This window comes from Gordonia sp. CPCC 205515, from assembly GCF_048537925.1.
In the GTDB taxonomy this organism is placed as follows: domain Bacteria; phylum Actinomycetota; class Actinomycetes; order Mycobacteriales; family Mycobacteriaceae; genus Gordonia.
In genome coordinates, this window is record NZ_JBCLVJ010000002.1 from 354,790 (window position 1) to 375,063 (window position 20,274).

The 20,274-nt window shown below is 68.8% G+C and carries 18 protein-coding genes; 13 read left to right on the forward strand and 5 right to left on the reverse strand.

The features are described from left to right. Positions 1 to 57 precede the first annotated feature (57 nt). Positions 58 to 1,536 carry a sugar porter family MFS transporter gene (locus AAFP30_RS01935; protein ID WP_419228136.1) on the forward strand — a complete coding sequence of 493 codons (1,479 nt, stop codon included), beginning with the start codon at positions 58 to 60 and terminating at the stop codon, positions 1,534 to 1,536. A 10-nt stretch (positions 1,537 to 1,546) separates the two neighbouring features. Here the strand turns inward: AAFP30_RS01935 and AAFP30_RS01940 are convergent, their stop codons facing one another. The 4 genes from AAFP30_RS01940 to AAFP30_RS01955 all read right to left on the reverse strand — a co-directional run bounded on the left by AAFP30_RS01940 (position 1,547) and on the right by AAFP30_RS01955 (position 5,367). Then, entirely contained in the window at positions 1,547 to 2,221 is a 675-nt protein-coding gene (locus AAFP30_RS01940; protein WP_419228137.1) for a lysoplasmalogenase, read from the reverse strand. Continuing rightward, positions 2,218 to 3,372: a lipase gene (locus tag AAFP30_RS01945; RefSeq protein ID WP_419228138.1), complete on the reverse strand. Its 1,155-nt coding sequence runs from the start codon at positions 3,370 to 3,372 to the stop codon at positions 2,218 to 2,220. The genes AAFP30_RS01940 and AAFP30_RS01945 overlap by 4 nt, the downstream gene beginning before the upstream one ends. A gap of 47 nt (positions 3,373 to 3,419) precedes the next feature. After that, positions 3,420 to 4,295: a hypothetical protein gene (locus AAFP30_RS01950; RefSeq protein WP_419228139.1), complete on the reverse strand. Its 876-nt coding sequence runs from the start codon at positions 4,293 to 4,295 to the stop codon at positions 3,420 to 3,422. A 274-nt stretch (positions 4,296 to 4,569) separates the two neighbouring features. After that, positions 4,570 to 5,367, reverse strand: coding sequence for a hypothetical protein (locus AAFP30_RS01955; protein ID WP_419228641.1), 798 nt, complete (start codon positions 5,365 to 5,367; stop codon positions 4,570 to 4,572). Between the two features lie 392 nt (positions 5,368 to 5,759). Here AAFP30_RS01955 and AAFP30_RS01960 point away from each other — a divergent pair, with 392 nt between their 5' ends. The 12 genes from AAFP30_RS01960 to cofG all read left to right on the forward strand — a co-directional run bounded on the left by AAFP30_RS01960 (position 5,760) and on the right by cofG (position 19,793). Beyond that, positions 5,760 to 6,743 (forward strand): thiamine ABC transporter substrate-binding protein, encoded by a 984-nt coding sequence (locus AAFP30_RS01960; protein WP_419228643.1) that lies wholly within the window; start codon positions 5,760 to 5,762, stop codon positions 6,741 to 6,743. Between the two features lie 7 nt (positions 6,744 to 6,750). Continuing rightward, on the forward strand, positions 6,751 to 8,364 hold the full coding sequence (locus tag AAFP30_RS01965; RefSeq protein WP_419228140.1) for an ABC transporter permease: 1,614 nt from the start codon (positions 6,751 to 6,753) through the stop codon (positions 8,362 to 8,364). A gap of 2 nt (positions 8,365 to 8,366) precedes the next feature. Further along, positions 8,367 to 9,392 (forward strand): ABC transporter ATP-binding protein, encoded by a 1,026-nt coding sequence (locus AAFP30_RS01970; protein ID WP_419228141.1) that lies wholly within the window; start codon positions 8,367 to 8,369, stop codon positions 9,390 to 9,392. After that, a complete protein-coding gene (locus tag AAFP30_RS01975) occupies positions 9,389 to 9,829 on the forward strand; it encodes a (deoxy)nucleoside triphosphate pyrophosphohydrolase (protein WP_419228142.1) in 441 nt (146 codons plus the stop codon). Before AAFP30_RS01970 ends, AAFP30_RS01975 begins: the two co-directional genes overlap by 4 nt. Next, entirely contained in the window at positions 9,826 to 10,704 is an 879-nt protein-coding gene (locus AAFP30_RS01980) for an EamA family transporter (protein WP_419228143.1), read from the forward strand. Before AAFP30_RS01975 ends, AAFP30_RS01980 begins: the two co-directional genes overlap by 4 nt. Before the next feature lie 111 nt (positions 10,705 to 10,815). Further along, complete coding sequence (typA, locus tag AAFP30_RS01985; protein ID WP_419228144.1) at positions 10,816 to 12,726, forward strand: translational GTPase TypA; 1,911 nt, start codon at positions 10,816 to 10,818, stop codon at positions 12,724 to 12,726. Positions 12,727 to 12,864: 138 nt separating this feature from the next. Beyond that, entirely contained in the window at positions 12,865 to 14,688 is a 1,824-nt protein-coding gene (locus tag AAFP30_RS01990; RefSeq protein ID WP_419228644.1) for an ABC transporter family substrate-binding protein, read from the forward strand. Then, a complete protein-coding gene (mshB, locus tag AAFP30_RS01995) occupies positions 14,685 to 15,563 on the forward strand; it encodes an N-acetyl-1-D-myo-inositol-2-amino-2-deoxy-alpha-D-glucopyranoside deacetylase (protein WP_419228145.1) in 879 nt (292 codons plus the stop codon). The genes AAFP30_RS01990 and mshB overlap by 4 nt, the downstream gene beginning before the upstream one ends. Beyond that, positions 15,564 to 15,938, forward strand: coding sequence for a facilitated glucose transporter (locus tag AAFP30_RS02000; protein ID WP_419228146.1), 375 nt, complete (start codon positions 15,564 to 15,566; stop codon positions 15,936 to 15,938). It abuts the gene before it with no gap. Between the two features lie 20 nt (positions 15,939 to 15,958). Continuing rightward, positions 15,959 to 17,080, forward strand: coding sequence for an FO synthase (locus AAFP30_RS02005; RefSeq protein WP_419228147.1), 1,122 nt, complete (start codon positions 15,959 to 15,961; stop codon positions 17,078 to 17,080). Continuing rightward, entirely contained in the window at positions 17,077 to 18,540 is a 1,464-nt protein-coding gene (locus AAFP30_RS02010; protein ID WP_419228148.1) for a flavin-containing monooxygenase, read from the forward strand. The genes AAFP30_RS02005 and AAFP30_RS02010 overlap by 4 nt, the downstream gene beginning before the upstream one ends. Then, positions 18,537 to 19,793 carry a 7,8-didemethyl-8-hydroxy-5-deazariboflavin synthase CofG gene (cofG, locus tag AAFP30_RS02015; RefSeq protein ID WP_419228149.1) on the forward strand — a complete coding sequence of 419 codons (1,257 nt, stop codon included), beginning with the start codon at positions 18,537 to 18,539 and terminating at the stop codon, positions 19,791 to 19,793. Before AAFP30_RS02010 ends, cofG begins: the two co-directional genes overlap by 4 nt. Before the next feature lie 66 nt (positions 19,794 to 19,859). On the opposite strand, the gene AAFP30_RS02020 is transcribed toward cofG, so the two are convergent. Further along, on the reverse strand, positions 19,860 to 20,273 hold the full coding sequence (locus tag AAFP30_RS02020; RefSeq protein WP_419228150.1) for a rhodanese-like domain-containing protein: 414 nt from the start codon (positions 20,271 to 20,273) through the stop codon (positions 19,860 to 19,862). Position 20,274 lies beyond the last annotated feature (1 nt).

Sequence of the window (20,274 nt, forward strand, 5' to 3'; positions counted from 1 at the left end):
CCTCGCCGAGTAGCGTGGGAGAAGGTCGGGCCGATCACGACGGACGGGAATCTGTCTATGTCGCAAGCGCACCAGAACGAAGTCAACGAGCAACACACGGCGAAGGTCATCGGGGTAACCATCGCCGCGGCGGTCGGTGGATTCCTCTTCGGATTCGACAGTTCCGTGGTCAACGGCGCGGTCGATTCCATCCAGCAGACCTTCGGGCTCGACGAGCTGATGAAGGGCTTCGCGGTCGCCATCGCCCTGCTCGGCTGTGCCGTCGGCGCCTGGTTCGCCGGTCGCATCGCCGATGTGTGGGGCCGCAAACGTGTGATGCTCGCGGGCTCGATTCTGTTCACCGTCTCCGCCATCGGCACCGCCTACACCCAGACCATCGGCGACCTGCTGCTGTGGCGCGTGCTCGGCGGTCTGGGCATCGGCATCGCCTCGGTGATCGCTCCCGCCTATATCTCCGAGATCGCGCCTGCCCGCTACCGCGGTGCTCTCGCGTCGATGCAGCAACTGGCCATCACCCTCGGCATTTTCGCGGCTCTGCTCTCCGACAAGCTCATTCAGCAGGCCGCAGGCGATCCGATGAACGACCTCTGGTGGGGTCTGGAGGCGTGGCGCTGGATGTTCCTCGTCGGCGTGATACCCGCCGTGGTCTACGGCGTGCTCGCGTTGACCATCCCCGAATCGCCGCGCTACCTCGTCGGCCGCAACCGCGACGAGGAGGCCGCCCGCATCCTGCAGGAGGTCACCGGAGAGGCGCACCCGCTCGAGCGGGTCAAGGAGATCAAGCTGACGGTCAAGCGCGAGTCGAGATCGTCGCTGGCCGATATCCGCGGGCCATCTTTCGGCTTGCATCCCCTTGTCTGGGTGGGCATCTGGCTGGCCATCTTCCAGCAGTTCGTCGGCATCAACGCGATCTTCTACTACTCGACGACCCTGTGGAAGTCGGTCGGATTCGACACCGCCCAGGCGTTCACCACGTCGGTGATCACCTCGGCGATCAACGTCGGCATGACCTTCGTCGCGATCCTGTTCGTCGACCGGATCGGACGTCGCCTACTCCTGCTCATCGGTTCGGTCGGCATGTTCATCGGCCTGCTGATGGCGTGTATCGCCTTCACCCAATCGGTGACCACCGTCGTCGACGACGTGGCCGAGGTGTCGCTGCCCAACCCGTGGGGTGTGCTGGCGCTGATCGGTGCGAACATGTTCGTCGTATTCTTCGCCGCCACCTGGGGTCCGGTGATGTGGGTGATGCTCGGCGAGATGTTCCCGAACCGCATCCGCGGTGTCGCGCTCGGTGTCTGCACCGCGGTCAACTGGATCGCCAACTTCACCATCTCGATGCTGTTCCCGGAGATGAGCAAGGTCGTCGGGCTCGGCATCATCTACGGGTTCTTCGCGTTCTGCGCCGCCGCGTCGTTCTTCTACGTACGGGCAAAGGTCTCCGAAACCAAGGGCATGGAACTCGAGGCGATGGATTCGGTGGCCGAACACTCGCTGTCGGACTACGAGGCGTTGCGCGCAGCCAAGCGCAAATGAGCGAGGTGACTCAATCGGCGTCGGTCAGACCGGTGATCAGCAGCCACTGTGCCGCGAAGTAGCTTGCCAGCACCCAGGTTTCGGCCAGTCCGGCCAGGGTGGGGTCGGTGATGAGGTGGCGCCGGTTGAGGATCGTCAGGTCCGACGCCAGGAACAGCCAACCGCCCGTACGCATCCGGGGCTGAGGTAGCCGATCGTCGTCGGCGGTCGCCGACATGAGCGCCAACGTGTTGCCGTAGGCGCCGAGCACCGGCAGCAGCCGCGGTCGGTGCCGGGCCATGACCGCCGCGGATTCGGCGAGAATCGTTGTCCGCAAAAATAATCCGGCCGGGCGGGGGCGCGCACCGCGGCGCAGCATGAGTCCGGTCAAGCAAAGCTGTGCGCCGGCGAACAGGCTTGCGCCCGTTTGTAGCCGGCGATCCTTGCGGGCCGGGTCGTCGGCGAACTCCTCGAGCAGCATGGCGCGGTCACCGGCCGCGGAGAAGGCGAGAGCACCGGCCAGCACGACGTTGTCGACGCTGCTGCGACGACGGGCCCCCACCGCCGTGCGGACCGCGAGCAGCGCGATGGGCAGCGGTTTGGTGATACCGGCGAGTCGGCGATGACCGAGCGCGCCGGCCAGTGTCGCGGCCACCGCCGTCGCGGCGTAGCCGATGTCGATGGCGCGGTCTGCGCTGGCGTTCACCGGCCGAGCAGTCGGCCGATGAACTGGCGGATATCGTTGTCGGCCATCATTTCTGCCTGCCGCGGATCCACTGTCAGATAGGTGTGTGGGATGGCGCGGAAGTCGGCGCGATGGGCATCGTTGAGGTAACGCAGGGCGAGCGGCACGCTCACATTGTCGTCGATGAGGGCTTGACCCAACAGCAGCGGCCGGGTGAAACCGCGGATCGGCATGGTCAGCGCGGTCGACAGTACGTCCATCGCCGCCCGATTGCCGCCGAGCGGTTTGGTGAACAGCGTCCCCAGTTTCAGGTTCGCGACCTGCGGGGCGAGTTCGTCGGCGCAAGCCGTGCTCGCCCGGTCCAGCCAGCGAACGCCGGCGTCGGTGAGATACGACCCGAGGCCGACGGCGGGGCGGGCCAGCCGCAACGCCGCGAGGACATAGACGATCTCGAGGGTCGCCGCCCGCGGCAGCACATCGGTGGAGGGACCCAGGTTGGACAGGATGCTCGGGCTCTCGGCGGGGATCGATTCCGCCGCGCTGCCGCGATAGTCGAGGCCCGGACCCTGCATCCCGGTTGCGGTGCGCGCCAGTGTGATCGACGCCGGTGAGCCGTAGGCGTGGCCCACGACCGCCCACTTGCGACTCAATCCGGGTGTGACGTCGCGGCTCGCCCGCACCCCGTCGACGATGCTGCGTACCGAACTGTTGACGTCGAAACTCATGGGGGTGCCCGGAGTTCCGAGTCCCGCGAGATCGGGGGAGAGCACGGCGTAGCCGCGGGAGATCCACCGACGGATCTGCTCGGTGTCGGCAGGCAGCGGTCGATTCGACGGGGCGCACCGGTCGGCGATCCCGCGGGTGCCGTGCGACCAGACGACCGTCGGCCATCCGCCTGCGGGCACCCGCCCCGCGGGCACCTGGACCGTGGCCGACGACATCTGCGGCTTACCGTCGGATCCGGTTGTCCGATAGGTGAACACATCGCCGGACCGGGCGCCGGGCACCAGCCGGTTCTTGGGGAGATCCCGGTTGACGTAGACGGTGCCCGCCGCCGGCGCGGCGTCGGCGACACCGGCCTCGACGACGGCGGGGGCGAGCAGACCGACCGCCAACGCCGCGGCGAGAGTGCCGCGGCGTCGAGCGTGTCGGGTCATGGGGCGGGCGGTCATGATCTCTTCTCGTGCTGTGGCGCCGAGGTCAGTGCCCCGACGCGGGATCAGGCGTTGACGATGCCGACTGCGGGCAGGAACGTGCAGGTCCGGGCGCCGTTCTGGGCGGTCCCGAAGACGGCCGACAGGATGGTTCCGGTACCGGTCTTGACCGGGGCCAGCCGCACACCGGACAACAGCGGCAACACGCCGAGCGCCGGCGAGTTCTTCGCGATGGGTTCCAGATCGGCGAAACCGCCCTTCAGTGTCGTCGGGTTGAACCACGCGACCTGCATCTTGCCGCCGGTACCGGCGGTACCCGATGCCGGGACGAAGGCGTAGGCGGTCTCACCCGCGTCGACGATGTTGAGCTTCGGCAGCGTGATGAACGGAAGCGGGAACGGCAGTTTTGGCTCGCCACTCTTGAGCGGCCACGGACCGGGTGCGGCGCCGGCACCGGCGGTCACGAGTCCGAGCGGGTTGTCTGCGGTGGCATCGGTGCAGAACGGGGCCACCGACGGCGTCAGCGTCTGGATGCCGAGCTGCTTGAGCAACGCCGTCGGGTCAGTGCTCGCGGCGGGCACGAACGAGCCCGACTCGGCGGCCTGCTGGGTCGGCAGGAGTCCGGACAGCTGGTTCAGGCGGTCGATGATGTCGGTGGCCGAGAGCTGACCGGCGCTGCCGACCACGGCCTGCGCCGCCTCAAGCGCCATCCGGTCGACGCCCGCGTCCTTGAGCATCCGCACCGCAGCGGCGAGTTCGGCGTCGTAAGGGATGTCCGGCAGGGTCATCGAGTTCGGCGGGACGACAGGTTCGGCCGAGCTGATGGCAGGCGTACCGAGGGCCAGCGCTGCCGTGGCGGCGACGCCGACGATCCCGGCGCGGAGGACGCGACTGGGGCGCGCGGTGCGCTCGACAGCGCGGTTCGGTGCGGTCGCAACCATGGTGATCTCCTTTTGCGTGAACTCAGACACCCGCCGCGGACTGCTGTTACGGATGTGACTGGTGTTGCTCAAGTTAAAAGAGTTCACGATCAAAGGCGAAGCCGCAAGTCGTGAGTCCGTGTTGTGACATTGCCGCGACCCAGGGGCGACGCAGACTCCGAGCAAGGGTCGTTGTGGCAGGTCGCGGTGTGCGCGGGAGCACATGACGACCGGCGTGGAAACGACCGCACCCCCGGTCGGATGGCCGGGGGTGCGGGTGGGGCGGGAGACGCGCCTAGACGATTGCGAGACCGATCACCGGGACGATGCCGCACGAGATGACCTTCCGCTTCTGGACGGTCGTCACATTGCCGTAGATCGTCGACACGACGCGACCCTTGCCGGTCTTGGCGATGCCGGTGAAGGTGCCGGGGCCGTCGACCGCATTGATCTTCGGGTTGCGCTTGAGGGCGAACTGCCCGGACTTGCCGGTGTCGATGTTGATCCAGCTGACCCACAACGGGTGCGCGCGGCTGTTGAACGCCGGTCCGGTGCCCAGGCTGGTGTAGACGTAGCCGGCCTCACCCTTCTTGGGGCCGGGTGCCGGTGCCGCTTGTGGGCCCGCGGTGACCAGCGCGCGACCGAGGGAGTTGCCGTAGGGCTGGTTCGCCGCACTCGGTGCGATGCATCCGAGGCCGAGCGTCGGGTAGAGGAACTCCTGAATCTTCGGAGCGTTGGGACCCTGCGGGATCTCCGGCTCGCCGGGCTTGCGCTCGGCGGCCTTCTGCTGGCGCAACATGTCCTGGCGTCCGGGCTCGCCGAGGAAAGCGATGATCTTGTTCCACGTGTCGGAGACCTGCGGGGGTAGCCCGGGTGCGGCCGCGAGGGCCTTGGCCTGCTGGATGAGCTGCGGATTGATCTTGCCGTCGGCGCCCTTGGTGGTGACCGCGCCGATGATGGCCGGGGCGAAGGCGCCGAGCGAATCCAGCGTCCGCTGATCGACCTTCATCTTGCCGATCTCGGGCGCGAGTGAGGGTGTGGCATGTGCGGTGGCGGGCAGGCTCAGCGACGCCGCGGCGGCGACGCCTACCAAGGCGACAGTCGCGCGTCGCGCGAAGCCGGCCGAGTGGGGCGCTCGAGCCGAACGCGGGTTGTGGAATGCAGGCAGGCGCACTGGTTCCGGTCCTATCGGTGTCGGTGTGCACCCGAAAGCGGTCACACACGTTGGCGGTCAGTGACTCCGACGCCCCCCGGGACGCCGCGGGTCATTCTATGCACCCGCGACCGACGAGCGCTGCACAGGGACGCTACCGCCATCCTGAGCGACACCTGTGATTATTGATACAATTGTTACGCATGTTACTCATGTGACGATTGGGCCGGGGGCGGTCGCGTTCGTCCTCCGCGCCGCTGATCTGGTTGGATCGAGCCGTGGCGAGACAACGCGCAGTGAGGGTCCGGACGGTGTTGGTGGCGTTGACGGCGATGACCGTCCTGGCCGGGGCCACCGCCTGCGGCGAGGATTCCTCGGCGCCGAGCGAGGTCACTCTCCTCACCCATGACTCCTTCACCCTGCCCGACTCGGTACTCGAGGCCTTCCGGACCGAGACCGGTCTGACGCTCAAGGTGGTCAAGTCCGGTGACGCCGGGCAGCTCGCGTCGACGGTGTCGCTGACCCCGGGGTCACCCAAGGCCGACGCGGTGTTCGGCATCGACAACACCTTCGCCTCCCGGCCCATCGAGGCGGGTGCCCTCGAGTCGTACCGTTCGCCGGCCGCGGCCAACGGCGCCGACGACTATGCCGTGCCCGATTCGAACAACGAACTGACTGCCGTCGACCGCGGCGACGTCTGCCTCAACGTCGATGACATGTGGTACCGGCGCAACAATCAGGCGCCCCCGACCAGCCTGCGGGATCTGCGCGATCCGCGCTACGCGGCGCAGGCTGCCCTGCTCGACCCGAGCACGTCGTCTCCGGGAATGGCGTTCCTGCTCACCACCATCGGCGTCTTCCCGCAAGGCTGGCAGGACTATTGGAAGACCGTGTCCGCGGGCGGCGCGGATATCGTCGCCGGGTGGGAGATCGCCTACAACCAACTGTTCACCGCAGGGGAAGGCAAGGGGGACAAGCCGATCGTGCTGTCCTATGCCTCCTCGCCGGCGGCGACACCGGGCACCTCGGCGATCCTCGACAGCTGCTTCCGGCAGGTCGAATACGTCGGAGTGCTCAAGGGCGCCAAGAACTCCGACGGCGCACGCAAGCTCGTCGACTTCATGCTGACCCCGACCGTGCAGGAGGCCTTGCCGGACTCGATGTATGTCTACCCCGTGCAGCAGGGCACCAAGCTGCCCGACGGGTGGGCGCAACGGGCACCGGTACCGACGTCGACGGTGAATCTGCCGCCCGCCTATATCGCTGCGAACCGCGAGGTCTGGCTGCAGCAGTGGCGCGACGCCGTCGGACGGTGACGAGCGGGTGACCCGCGGCGGCACGAAAAACCTTGGCACGCTGGCGCTGCGGGTGGCTCCCGCGGCGTTCATCGCGATCCTGTTCATCTGGCCGGTCGCCGCGCTGATCCGACGCGCGATTTCGGTGGGCTCCGGCGACGGACTCACGGCGCTGGCCGAGCGCACCCACGCGTGGCAACTGTTGGGCTTCACCCTGTTTCAGGCGGCATTGTCGGCGCTGCTGGCGCTGGTGGTGGCCATTCCGATGGTGTGGCTGCTCGCGCGCGTACGGATACCCGGCTCGCTGCTGCTGATGGTGATCATCACCGTCCCGTTCGTGCTCCCGACCGTGGTCGTCGGGATCGCGTTCCGGGCGTTACTGGGTGGGCCACTCGGCTTCCTGGGTCTCGATTCCGGGTTGTGGCCGATCCTGCTCGCCCACGCCTTCCTCAACGTCGCGGTGGTCGCGCGCGTCGTCGGGGCCGCGTGGCGGTCGCTGGACCCGCGGATGGTCGAGGCGGCCCGGACACTCGGTGCCGGCCGGTGGCGGGCCTTCGCCGGTATCGTCGCGCCGCGGCTGGCGCCGGCCGTGGCGGCTGCCGCGGCACTGGTTTTCCTGTTCTGCTCCACCAGCTTTGGCGTCATCGTGATCCTCGGCAACGGCGAGATCCGCACCCTGGAGACCGAGATCTACACGCAGGCGATCGGCTACTTCCGGATTCCCGAGGCCGTGCTGCTGTCGATGCTGCAGATCATCGTCGTGGTCGCAGCTCTGCTGGTGACCCGACTCTTCGACGACCCGGCCCCGCAGACCACCGGCCGCGCCGCCGACTCCCGGTTCAGCCCGCATGGCCGGCAATGGATTCCGGTGGGCGCCGCGGTCACCTGGACGGTACTCGTGCTCGTCGGCCCCATCGCGGTGCTGGCGGTGCGGTCGGTGCGTCCGGCGGTGGGCGGGGCCTGGACGCTGGACGGCTACCGGTCGCTCACCGAATCGGTCAACGGTGTGACACCGCTTGCCACACTGCGCTATTCGCTGACCACCGCGGTGCTGGCGATGGTCATCGCACTCGTCGTGGGACTGCTCGCGGCGGTGGCGATGCACCGCTCGCGCGGCGTCAGCGGCACCGTCGGCAACGTCGTCGCGACCATTCCGCTCGGCATCAGTGCGGTCACCCTGGGGTTCGGCTACCTCATCGTGCTCGCCGCGCTGCCGTCGGAGGTCTCGGCGTCGCCCCTGGTGATTCCCTGCGTGCAGGCCCTCATCGCCATCCCGGTCGTCGTGCGCATCGCCATCCCGGCACTGCAGTCGGTGCCCGAACGGCTGCGGCAGGCCGCCGCCACCCTGGGTGCCACCCCGACCCGGGTGTTCTGGACCGTCGACGCCCCGATTATCGGCCGATCACTGGCGGCCGCAGGCGGATTCGCCTTCGTCATGGCGTTGGGTGAGTTCGGCGCGACCAGTTTCCTGGCCCGCGCCGACACCACCACACTCCCGGTGCTGATCGGGTCGGCGCTCAACCGGCCCGGCGCGGAGAACCTCGCGACGGCGATGGCTGCGTCCATGGTGTTGGTGGTGGTGACCACGATCGCGGTCGCTCTCGTCGAGGTGTTCCGACCACGGACGGGAGCGCCGCTCTAGCCATGTTGGACATCGAGAACGTGGGCGTACGGTACGGCACGGTCACCGTGCTCGACGGCGTCGACTGGACGGTCGGCACCTCGGGGTCGGTGGTGACGGCTCTGCTGGGACCGTCCGGTTGCGGCAAATCAACCCTGCTGCGCGCCGTTGCGGGCCTGGAACCGTTGAGTGCCGGGCGAATTCGATTCGACGGCGCCGACCTCGCCGACGTCCCCACCCATCGCCGCGACTTCGGCGTCGTCTTCCAGGACGGACAGTTGTTCCCGGGGCGCAGTGTGGCCGCCAACATCGGCTACGGCCTGCGGATGCGGCGCTGGTCGAGGCCCGCGACCACTGCGCGGGTGGCCGAAATGCTGGAACTGGTCCAGCTTCCCGACCTCGGCGGGCGTCGGGTCGACGAACTCTCCGGCGGTCAGGCGCAGCGGGTGGCGTTGGCCCGCGCTCTCGCGCCACGGCCCCGACTGTTGCTGCTCGACGAACCGCTCGCCGCCCTCGACCGGCTCCTGCGTGATCAGCTAGCCACCGAGATCGCCGAAATAGTCAGGGCCGCAGCCACTCCCACCATCGTGGTGACCCACGACCACACCGAGGCGGCACTGATGGGGGACACCATCTCGGTGATGCGCGACGGCGACATCGTGCAGACCGCGGCACCGCACGAACTGTGGAGTCGGCCGGTCGACGCGTGGACCGCCCGATTCCTCGGGGTGACCACCGTGATCGACGCAAAGGTGGCCGGCGGGGTGGTCGACACGGCCCTCGGGTGCATCGACCTACCCCTCCCGGATGGGCCGACGCACCTGGGGTTACGTCCGGAATCGTTGCGCGCCATACGAAGTGGCGACAACGCCGACAACGGCGCGATGATCGGTATCGTCGCTGCCGTCGCGGATCTGCCGGCCGGACGCCGACTGCGGGTGAACACCCGCAGCGGTGACCTCGACGCGGTGAGCGCTGAGCCGGTCGAGGTCGGCGCCGAGGTCACGCTCGCCCTGGTCGCGGAACGGGTGGCGGTGATCGGCTCATGACCCCGTCCGAAAATCCGCTGCCCGACAACACCATTCCGCCGCGCCTCGTGGTCGGCGGGGCGATCCTCGACCCGATCCGCCGGCGCCTGCTCCTCGCGCAACGCAGTTACCCGGCCGCGGTGGCCGGGCTGTGGGAGCTGCCCGGCGGCAAGGTCGAGGCGGGCGAGACCCCGGCGCAGGCGCTGCGCCGGGAACTGCAGGAGGAACTCGGCATCGACGTGGTCGTGGGGGAGGCGTTGGCCGAGCAGGTCGCGTTACGTGACGACCTCACGCTGATCGCGCTGCGCGCGCAGATTGTCGATGGAATCCCGCACCCGGCCGAACACCAGGCGATCCGCTGGCTCGATGCCGCGGCACTGGCCGCGGCCGCCCACGACGGACTCCTCGTGCCCGCCGACGCGGTCTGGGTGCCCGAACTACTCGCCGACCTCGAATGAACCGGCCGTCGACCACCGTGGTGGCGCCGACCCTGATGATCGTCGGTGCCACGTCGATGTACGTGGGTGCGGCGATCGCCGTCGTGCTGTTCGACACGCTGTCGCCCAGCGCAGTGGCGTGGTTGCGGATCGCCGGAGCGGCCGTCGCGCTCGTCGCCTGGGCCCGACCGGGCGCGGCCGCCTGGCATCGGTCGCGGCTGCTGCTCGCGGGTTCGTTCGGACTGATCACCGCCGCGATGAACATCGCCTTCTACGAGGCACTCGCCCGGCTGCCGCTGGGCACCACCGTCGCACTCGAATTCCTCGGCCCCGTCGCGGTGGCCGCGGTCGGCTCCCGGACCCGACGCGACGTGGCGGCACTGCTGCTCGCCGTCGTCGGGGTGATCCTGATCGCCGACGTCCACTGGGCAGGGACCCCCGGCGGCGTGCTGCTGGCGCTGACGGCCGCCGCGTGCTGGGCCGGCTACATCGTGCTCGGCAAACGCGTTGCCCGACGCGGCAGCGGCATCGAGGACCTCGCCACCGGATTCGTCGTGGCCGCAGTGCTGACCTCGCCGTTGGCGCTCGGCCTCGGCCCGGCGTTCGCCGACGACGCCCCGACCACCCGGTTGCTGGTGGCCGGACTCGCCGTGGGCATCGCGTCCACCGCGATCCCGTATGCCCTCGATCAGGTGGTGCTCGCTCGCGTCGGTCAGGCCCGGTTCGCCCTGCTTCTCGCGCTGCTGCCGGTCACCGCCTGCATCGTCGGGGCGGTCGCACTCGGCCAGATCCCTCGACCCGTCGAAGCGATCGGGATCGTCGCCGTCGCGGCCGCGGTCGCGGTGCGCTCGTCCGACGATCCGGACCCCGAACCCGCCGAGTTCGGCGGTCGGTAGAGGACTGTTCACCCGCTGTGATCGCGATCTCAGCGGCCCTGCCGGTACCCTGTACAGGTTGACTTGCCCGCCGGTGTCGCCGGTTGCCCAAACGCAGTGAAAGAGATCCTAGTGAGCGCTGTCCCCAATTTCCGTAACGTCGCGATCGTCGCGCACGTCGACCATGGCAAGACCACGCTGGTCGACGCGATGCTGCGCCAGTCCGGTGTCTTCGGTGAACGCGCCGAACTCGTCGACCGCGTGATGGACTCCGGTGACCTCGAGCGGGAAAAGGGCATCACCATCCTCGCCAAGAACACCGCGGTCCACCGTCGTCAGCCCGACGGCACCGAGGTCGTCATCAACGTGATCGACACGCCCGGCCACGCCGACTTCGGCGGTGAGGTCGAACGCGGCCTGTCCATGGTCGACGGCGTCGTGCTTCTCGTCGATGCTTCGGAAGGCCCGCTGCCGCAGACCCGCTTCGTGCTCCGCAAGGCGCTCTCCGCGTCGTTGCCGGTGATCCTGCTGGTCAACAAGACCGACCGGCCGGACGCGCGGATCGCCGAGGTCGTCGAAGAGACCCACGACCTGCTCCTCGATCTCGCCTCCGACCTCGACGAGGAGGCCGCGGCCGCCGCCGAGCAGGTCCTCGACCTGCCGGTGCTCTACGCGTCGGGACGCGCCGGCATCGCCAGCACCGTCGAACCCGCCAACGGCGAGGTGCCCGAGGGTGAGAACCTCGACCCCTTCTTCGACGTCCTTCTCGAGCACGTCCCCGCCCCGAAGGGTGACGCGGAAGCGCCGCTCCAGGCGCACGTCACCAACCTCGACGCGTCGCCGTTCCTCGGCCGCCTCGGGCTCGTCCGTATCCACAACGGCACCCTGAAAAAGGGCCAGACCGTGGCGTGGTGCCGCGAGGTCAACGGTGAATCCGTCGTCGAACGCGCCAAGATCACCGAACTGCTCGCCACCGTCGGTGTCGACCGCAGCCCGGCGGAATCGGCCGTGGCCGGTGACATCGTCGCGGTCGCCGGCATGGCCGAGATCATGATCGGCGACACCCTCGCCGACGCCGAGAACCCGGTCGCGCTGCCGCGGATCACCGTGGACCAGCCGGCCATCTCGGTGCTCATCGGCACCAACACCTCGCCCCTCGCCGGTCGGGTCAAGGGCCACAAGCTCACCGCGCGCATGGTCAAGGATCGACTCGACTCAGAGCTCATCGGCAACGTCTCGCTCAAGGTCCTCGACATCGGCCGTCCGGACGCCTGGGAGGTGCAGGGTCGTGGTGAGCTGGCGCTGGCCATCCTCGTCGAGCAGATGCGCCGCGAGAACTTCGAACTCACCGTCGGCAAGCCGCAGGTGGTCACCCGCAAGGTGGACGGCAAGGTGCACGAGCCGTTCGAGCACCTGACCATCGACGTCCCGGAGGAATACCTGGGCGCGGTCACCCAGTTGCTGGCCGCCCGCAAGGGACGCATGGATCAGATGAACAACCACGGCTCCGGGTGGGTCCGGATGGAGTTCCGGGTGCCCTCACGTGGACTCATCGGTTTCCGCACCGACTTCCTCACCGAAACGCGCGGCACCGGCATCGCGAACGCCGTGTTCGACGGCTATGACGCGTGGGCCGGCGAGATCCGCGCCCGCCACACCGGTTCGCTGGTCAGCGACCGCGCGGGCAGCGTCACCCCGTTCGCGATGATCCAGCTCGCCGACCGTGGCACCTTCTTCGTCAACCCCGGCGACGACACCTACGAGGGACACGTCGTGGGCATCAACCCGCGCGCCGAGGACCTCGACATCAACGTCACCCGCGAGAAGAAGCTCACCAATATGCGGCAGTCGTCGGCGGACGTCATGGAGACGCTCGCCAAGCCGATGCAGCTCGAACTCGAGGGCGCAATGGAGTTCTGCGCCGCCGACGAGTGTGTCGAGGCGACTCCGGAGGTGGTCCGGGTGCGTAAGGTTCATCTCGATGCGACCACCCGTGCCCGTGAGCGTTCCCGCGCCAAGACGCGTGATCAGGCGGTTGGATAGACACGGGTTGGGTGCATACGTGGCCGATCGGGGAGTCGGCCCGTGCGGGATCTCTGGGGGAGGTTGCTGGTGATTCGGGCACAGGGGACGTCGCGCCGGCGGACGGCGTCGGTCGCGGCGCTGCTCGGGGCGGTGATCATGGTGCTCGCCGCCTGCAGCGCCAGCCCGCCTCCGCCGGTCCGGGAGACCGCGGCACCGGCCACCCCGGCCGAGTACCCGACCGAGAAGACCATCTACATCGCCACCGATTCGATCGGTAACGGCTTCAACCCGCACGTCGGGGCCGACCAGAGCACGGTCACGACCGCGATCGCGGCGATGACCCTGCCGAGCGCTTTCCGTCCGGTGACCACTCCGGAGGGTGTGGTGTGGCGCCGGCAGGAGGCATTGATCACGTCGGCGGGGGTGACCTCGCAGTCGCCGTTCACGGTGACCTATCACATTCACAACGACGCGCAGTGGTCCGACGGCCTGCCCGTCACCGGTGACGACTTCAGCTACCTGTGGCAGCAGATGTCGCGGCAACCCAATGTGGTGGCGCCCGCCGGCTATCGGCTCATCGACTCGGTGCAGTCGCGGTCGGGTGGCAAAGAGGTCCAGGTGACCTTCGCCCGGCCGTACCCCGCCTGGCGGGAGTTGTTCACCGGCCTGCTGCCCAGCCACGTGTTGCGTGGCGCACCCGCCGGATTCCAGACCGGCATGGACAGCGGCAAACCGCTGTCGGCCGGTCCCTTCCAGGTGGTGTCGATCGATCAGACGCGCGACGAGGTGCGGCTCGCCCGCAACGACCGGTATTGGATGACCCCGCCCAGCCTCGACCAGGTCGTGCTGCGTCGGGCCGGCACCGCGTCGCAGATGGTCGATACCGTGCGCTCGGGTGACTCGTCGGTCGTGACGCTGGCCACCGGGCCGGCGACCACCGCCGAACTCACCTCGGTGCCCGGATTCGCCACTCAGCGCAATCCGACGTCGCGGGCGCTGTCGGTGAGTGTGAATGCGCGTACCTCGACGATGCGCTCGATCCCGGTGCGGGAAGCGATCCTCGGCATGATCGACCCCGGGCTGGTCACCTTCGCCGCGGCCGGCGACGACATCGTCACCCCGTACGCCAACACCGTCTACGCGCCGACCGACCCCGGCTACTTCCCGGTCGATCGGGTGCGACCGTCGGCAACGGAGATCACCGGATTGCTCGGCGAAGCCGGGTACGAGCGGGTCCCCGCCGCCACCGCGACCCCCACCCCGAGCGCTGATGCATCGACGGGCGCGTCGGCGTCGGCCACCTCGTCGGCCGCTCCCTCGGTGCCGTCGTCGAGCACCGACGGCACCGACACCACCGACGTCAAGGAACTGCCCGCCGGGATCGACCCCTATCGCAACACTGCGGGCGACCTGACCGTACGGGTGGGCGCGATCAGCGGTGATCCGCGGTCGACGTCGGCGGCGTCCAACATCGTCGACCAACTGCGCGGGCAGGGGGTGCGCGCCGGGGTCGTCGCGCTGCCCAACAGTGATCTCTACGGTGTGGCACTGACCAATTCGCGCGTCGACCTGGTCGTCGGCTGGACCGGATTGGGCGACCGCCCGGCCGCCCAGTTGGCCTCGCAGGTCGATTGCGATCAGCCCAAGCCAGGGACTGCGCCGTCGCTGTCGACGCCGCCCACCCCGACCAGCGTGGCCCCCGGCCAAACCGGCACCAGCGCCGACGACAGCTACGCCAGCAACATCTCCGGGGTGTGCGATCCGCAGTTGATCGGGCTGGCCCGCACCGCGTTGTCCGCGGTGGACCCGACACCGCAGCTGACCGAGGCCGAACCGCTGCTCGCCGCCCAGCACGTCTACCTGCCGATCTATCAGGACAGCATGATCGCCGGCTCCACCGGCAAGGTGCGTGGCGTGCCACTCACCGGCCCGATCCAGGTCGCCATCTACGGCGACACCGTCTCGTGGGAGCTTCCGTGACCGACACCGCCGACCGTCGTCTGCTGTTGCTGCATGCGCATCCCGACGACGAGACGATCATGACCGGCGGCACCATCGCGCGGTACCTCGAGGAGGGTGTGGACGTGCGGGTGGTGACCTTCAGCCTCGGCGAAGAGGGCGAGGTCATCGGCGACGAGTGGGCCCAGTTGGTGGCCGACGGCGGCGCCGACCAACTCGGCGGCTACCGGATTCTGGAGCTGACCCGCGCCCTGGCCGAGCTCAGCCCGCCCGGCGCGGCGCCGCTGCAACCCCGGTTCCTCGGAGGCGCCGGCCGCTGGCGTGACTCCGGAATGGCCGGGACACCGTCGGCGGACAATCCCCGAGCCCTCGTGCAGGCGCCGTTCGACACGCTGGTCGCGACCCTCGCCGACCTCATCGTCGACTTCGCACCGCAGGTCGTCGTCACCTACGACCGGGTCGGCACCTACGGTCATCCCGACCACGTGATGGTCCACGATGTGTCGATGGCCGCGCTGCCCATCGCCGGCGAACGCCTCGGCCGGGCCATCAAGGTCTACGAGTCGGTGACCGAGCACTCGGCGCTGGATACCGGTCTCGCGGCGGCCGCCGACCGCGTGCCGCAGGGGTGGCGGATGCCGGAGGCGGGCGAATTGCCGCGGTACCCCGACCGACACATCACCGCCGAGATCGATATCTCGGGCGTGCACCAGCGCAAGGCCGCAGCCCTGGCCGCGCACGCCACGCAGGTCACCGTCGCGCCGTCGGGTACCGAGTACGCACTGTCGAACAACGTGCTGCAACCGATCTTCGACCACGAGCACTTCATCCGCACCGCGCCGCCGGTCGAGGACTCGGCAGCCCGGGAGACCGACCTGTTCGACGGGATCGCCTAGATGCGCTGGGTCGACCGGGTGCTGCTGGCCTTCCTGGCGATCGACGGCTTCGTCGTCGGCGTCATGTCGGTGGGATTCGCCTACCTGCGGTTCGGCGGTGTCGCGATACCGGTGGCCGCCGTGATCGCCGGGGTGGTCAATTGCGTGCTGCTGTGGCTCGCGTCGCTGTTCACCGACGGCCCGGCCCGCTACCTGCCCTTGCTGGCCTGGCTGCTGGCGCTGGTGATCGGCGGTCTGCCCGGTCCCGGCGGTGACGTCGAACTCGACCCATCCGGCACGCTGCTGCTGCCGACGCTGCTGCTCCTGGTGATCGGCGCCGGCCTGCCTGCCCTCCTGGCCCGCAGCGGCAGGCTGCCCGATCCGGATCTGTCCTGACCGACGGTTACAGTGGTGCAATGGTCCTGCGCGAGTGGGCCGCCGACACGCTTGCCGAGGTAGACGATGTTCGGGCGGCGTTGCAGCACGTCGCCGACGATCCGTCGTCGCTCACCGATCCTGAATGGGTGGCGCTGCTCGGCGCGTCCGGCCCCGAACTCGACGAACTGTGCGCCCTCGCCGATGCCGCGCGCGCACGGGTGACCGACCCGGCGGCGCTCACGTTCGTGGTCAACCGGAACTTCGACACGTCCGTGGTGGCCGCTGACCGGCAAGGCCCGAGCCTCGAGGAGCTCGTCGCGGAGGCGTGGGCGCTCGGTGCCACCGAGATCTGCATGCAGGGACCGCTGCCCGACGACGCCCCGGCCGACGGCTACCTCCAGCTGGTGACCCGTATCCACGCCGCCGCACCGGGACTGCACCTGCACGCCTACCGTCCGCCGGAGGTGGCCGACGCCGCACGCCGGATGGGCATCACCAGCATCGACTTCCTGCGCCAGGCGCACGCCGCCGGCCTCGGTTCGGTGCCTGGCACCGCCGCCCAGGTCCTCGACGACGAGGTGCGCGCCCACTTGTCCGGCGGGATCGCCGCACCCGTCGCCGACTGGGTTGCCTCGATCGAGGCGGCACACGGCGTGGGACTGTTCTCCACCGCGACCCTGCTCTACGGGCATGTCGAAATCCCGGCGCAGCAGGTGGCACATCTCCGACTGCTGATTGAGATTCAGAGTCGCACAGGTGGTTTCAGTGAACTGATCCTGATGCCGCTGTTGCCGGAGAACGCGCCGCCATTCCTCGCCGCGCAGGCGACGTCGACGGTGACGCTGCGGGAGACCCGGGCTGTGCATGCCGTCGCCCGACTGATCACCCTCGGCAGCTTCGATCACCTCCAGGTGGCGTGGACCAAGCACGATCGCGACACCGTCGAGATGCTGCTCGCCGGTGGGGTCGACGACATCGGCGGTCTGCTGCTCGACGGCGACCTGATGCCGGCGGCGGGCCAAGAGGTCGGACGGGTACTGACCGTCGACGACCTCGCCGACATCGCCGCCCGTGTCGGGCGTGCGCCACGCCAGCGCACCACCGGCTACACCGATCCACCGGCCGACCGTCTCGTCGCCGTCCCCGTGGTGCGGCCGTGAACGTCGACGTCGCGATAGTGGGCGCCGGTTTTGCCGGTATCGGCATGGCCACCCAATTGGCCAGGCGCGCACACGAATCCTTCATCGTGCTGGAGCGCGCGGATGCCGTCGGCGGCACCTGGCGCGACAACACCTATCCCGGGATCGCCTGCGACATCCCGGCCCACCTGTACTCGTTCTCGTTCCGACCGCCGTCGGACTGGGCGAGGATCTACCCGAGTGGCGCCGAGATCCAGCGCTACCTGCAGCGAACCGTCGAAGACGAGGGACTCGCGCCCCACATCCGGCTGAATTGTGGTCTCCATCAAGCAGGGTGGGACGCCGAGACCGCGCGCTGGGAACTGGCCACCGACTCCGGTCCGATCAGTGCCCGCATCCTGGTGCTGGCGGTCGGTCGGCTGTCCGAACCCCGGTTACCCGATGTCGAGGGACTCGACGAGTTCCCCGGCACGGTGGTGCACACGGCACAGTGGCGGCCGGGATTGCTGTCGGGCGGCGAGCGCATCGGAGTCGTCGGTACCGGCGCATCCGCGGTGCAGTTGGTGCCGCAACTCGCCGACGACGCCGAGGAGGTCGTCGTCTTCGGTCGTACCCCGCCCTACGTGGTGCCCCGCAACGACCGTGCCTACACCGCAGACGAGCGGGCCGAACTCCGCGTTCCCGAACATGCGCAGGCGCTACGCGACCAGCTACTCACCGACGCGGACAAGGGATTTCGGCAGCGGCTCGGGCTGCGACCGGACATCGACGAGATCCGCGACCGCGCACTCGGACATCTGCACGCGCAGGTCACCGACCCGACCTTGCGGGAGATGCTCACCCCCGATTACGAGATCGGCTGCAAACGCATCCTACTGTCCGACGACTTCTACCCGGCGCTGTCCGAACCCAACGTCACCTACGAACCCAGCGCACTCGACGGCGTCGTGGAAAGCAAGGCGCACGCCGCGAGCGGACGCGCCTATGACCTCGACATCCTGGTGATGGCAACGGGTTTCGAAGCCACCCGGCCGCCGGCGGCCACCCGGATTCGAGGTCGCGATGGACTGCTCCTCGACGACCACTGGCATCGGGGCATGGTGTCGTACGCGTCGACGGTCGTCGCCGGCTTCCCGAATATGTTCGTGCTCGACGGACCCAATGCCGCACTCGGACACAACTCGGCGATCTACATGATCGAGACGCAACTCGACTATGTACTCGGAGCGCTGGATCATCTGTCGCACACCGCGATCCGATCGCTGGAGGTCACTACGGAGGCCGAGGAATCCTACACGCGGGAGATCGATCGGCTCAGTGCGTCGACGGTGTGGCTCACCGGATGTGACAGCTGGTATGTGGATGCGCGCAGTGGTCGGCTGACCCTGCTGTGGCCGGGTACCGCCGTGTCGTTCCGCGAACGCAACGGTACCTTCGACCCCGCGCCCTATGTCATCGACGAAGGGGGAACTGCTCCATGACATATACGGAAAAAACCGATGCTGCAACACGATCCGAGGCACTGGCGACCGCGCGATCCGGTGCCCCGATCGACCTCGACACCGCAACCGCGCTGCTGACCTGCGCCGGCGACGACCTCGTCGCACTGCAGTCCATCGCCGCCGGGCTGCGCGATCAGGGCTTGGCCGCAGTGGGACGTGAACGTCAGATCACCTACTCGCGCAAAGTTTTTGTGCCGCTCACCCGACTGTGCCGCGACCGCTGCCACTACTGCACCTTCGTCACCGTGCCCGGGAAACTGACCCGCGCCGGCCATGGCATGTACCTCGAACTCGACGAGGTCCTCGAGATCGCCCGCGAGGGAGCCCGATTGGGCTGCAAGGAAGCGCTGTTCACGCTCGGTGACCGGCCGGAGGATCGGTGGGCACAGGCGGGGGAGTGGCTGGCCGAACGCGGCTACACCTCCACACTCGACTACGTGCGGGCCGCCGCCGTCGCCGTCCTCGAGCAGACCGGCCTACTGCCGCACCTGAATCCGGGCGTGATGAGCGCCGACGAACTGGCCTGGCTGCGCCCGGTCGCCCCGTCGATGGGCATGATGCTCGAGACCACGTCGCGACGACTCTTCACCGAGAAGGGGCAGCCGCACTACGGTAGTCCCGACAAGGACCCGATCGTCCGGTTGCAGGTCCTCGACGACGCCGGTCGCACCCGCGTCCCGTTCACCACCGGCATCCTCGTCGGGATCGGCGAAAGTCTGCGTGAGCGAGCCGAATCCATCCTCGCGATCGCCGACGTGCACCGCGCCCACGGGCACATCCAAGAGGTCATCGTGCAGAACTTCCGCGCCAAGCCGGATACCGCCATGCGCGGCACGCCGGACGCCGAGATGACCGAGTTCCTGGCCGCCGTCGCGGTTGCGCGCATCGTCTGCGGACCGGACATGCGCATCCAGGCACCACCGAACCTGGTGTCGCGCACCGAATGTGCCGCGCTCATCGCCTCCGGCATCGACGACTGGGGCGGTGTGTCACCGCTGACGCCCGACCACGTCAACCCCGAACGCCCCTGGCCCAACCTCGATGTGCTTGCCGAGATCACCGCCGAATCCGGCTATATCCTCGCCGAGCGGATCACCGCCCAACCGCCCTACGTGCTCGCCGGCTCCGACTGGATCGATAACTCGCTCGCCGAACACGTTGCCGCGTTGGCAGATCCCGTCACCGGCCTGGCCGCCGACGTGATCCCGCAGGGTCGTGCCCTCGCGGGTTGAGTGCCCGTTTCGACCAGCGTCGGGCTCAACGGGCGGGGTACCGCTGGTTGAGCAGTGAGCGAGGCGCTAGCCGAGTGAGCGTCCGTCGAAACCAGCACTTCGAGCGGTGTCGGGTGGGTCGTCCAGGGCACGCCACGCGTCCCAGCCGCCGATCACGTCGGTGGCACGGTGCAGCCCGATGTCCCGTAACGTCGCCGCCGCCAGGCTCGACGCATAGCCCTGCTGGCACAGGATGATCCAGCGGACGTCGTGGTCGACGGCTTCCGGTATCCGCGCGTCACTGGCCGGATCCAAACGCCACTCGAGGACGTTGCGCTCGATGATCAGCGCACCCGGTGGCGTGCCGGTGTCCGTGCGCTGCGCCTCGGGACGGATGTCGACCAGCACCGCGCCGCGGGCGATCTCGGCCTCGATGTCGGCGGGCGGCACGCGATCGAGGTTCTTGCGGGCCGCGGCAAGTAGGTCATCGATGGTCGGCACG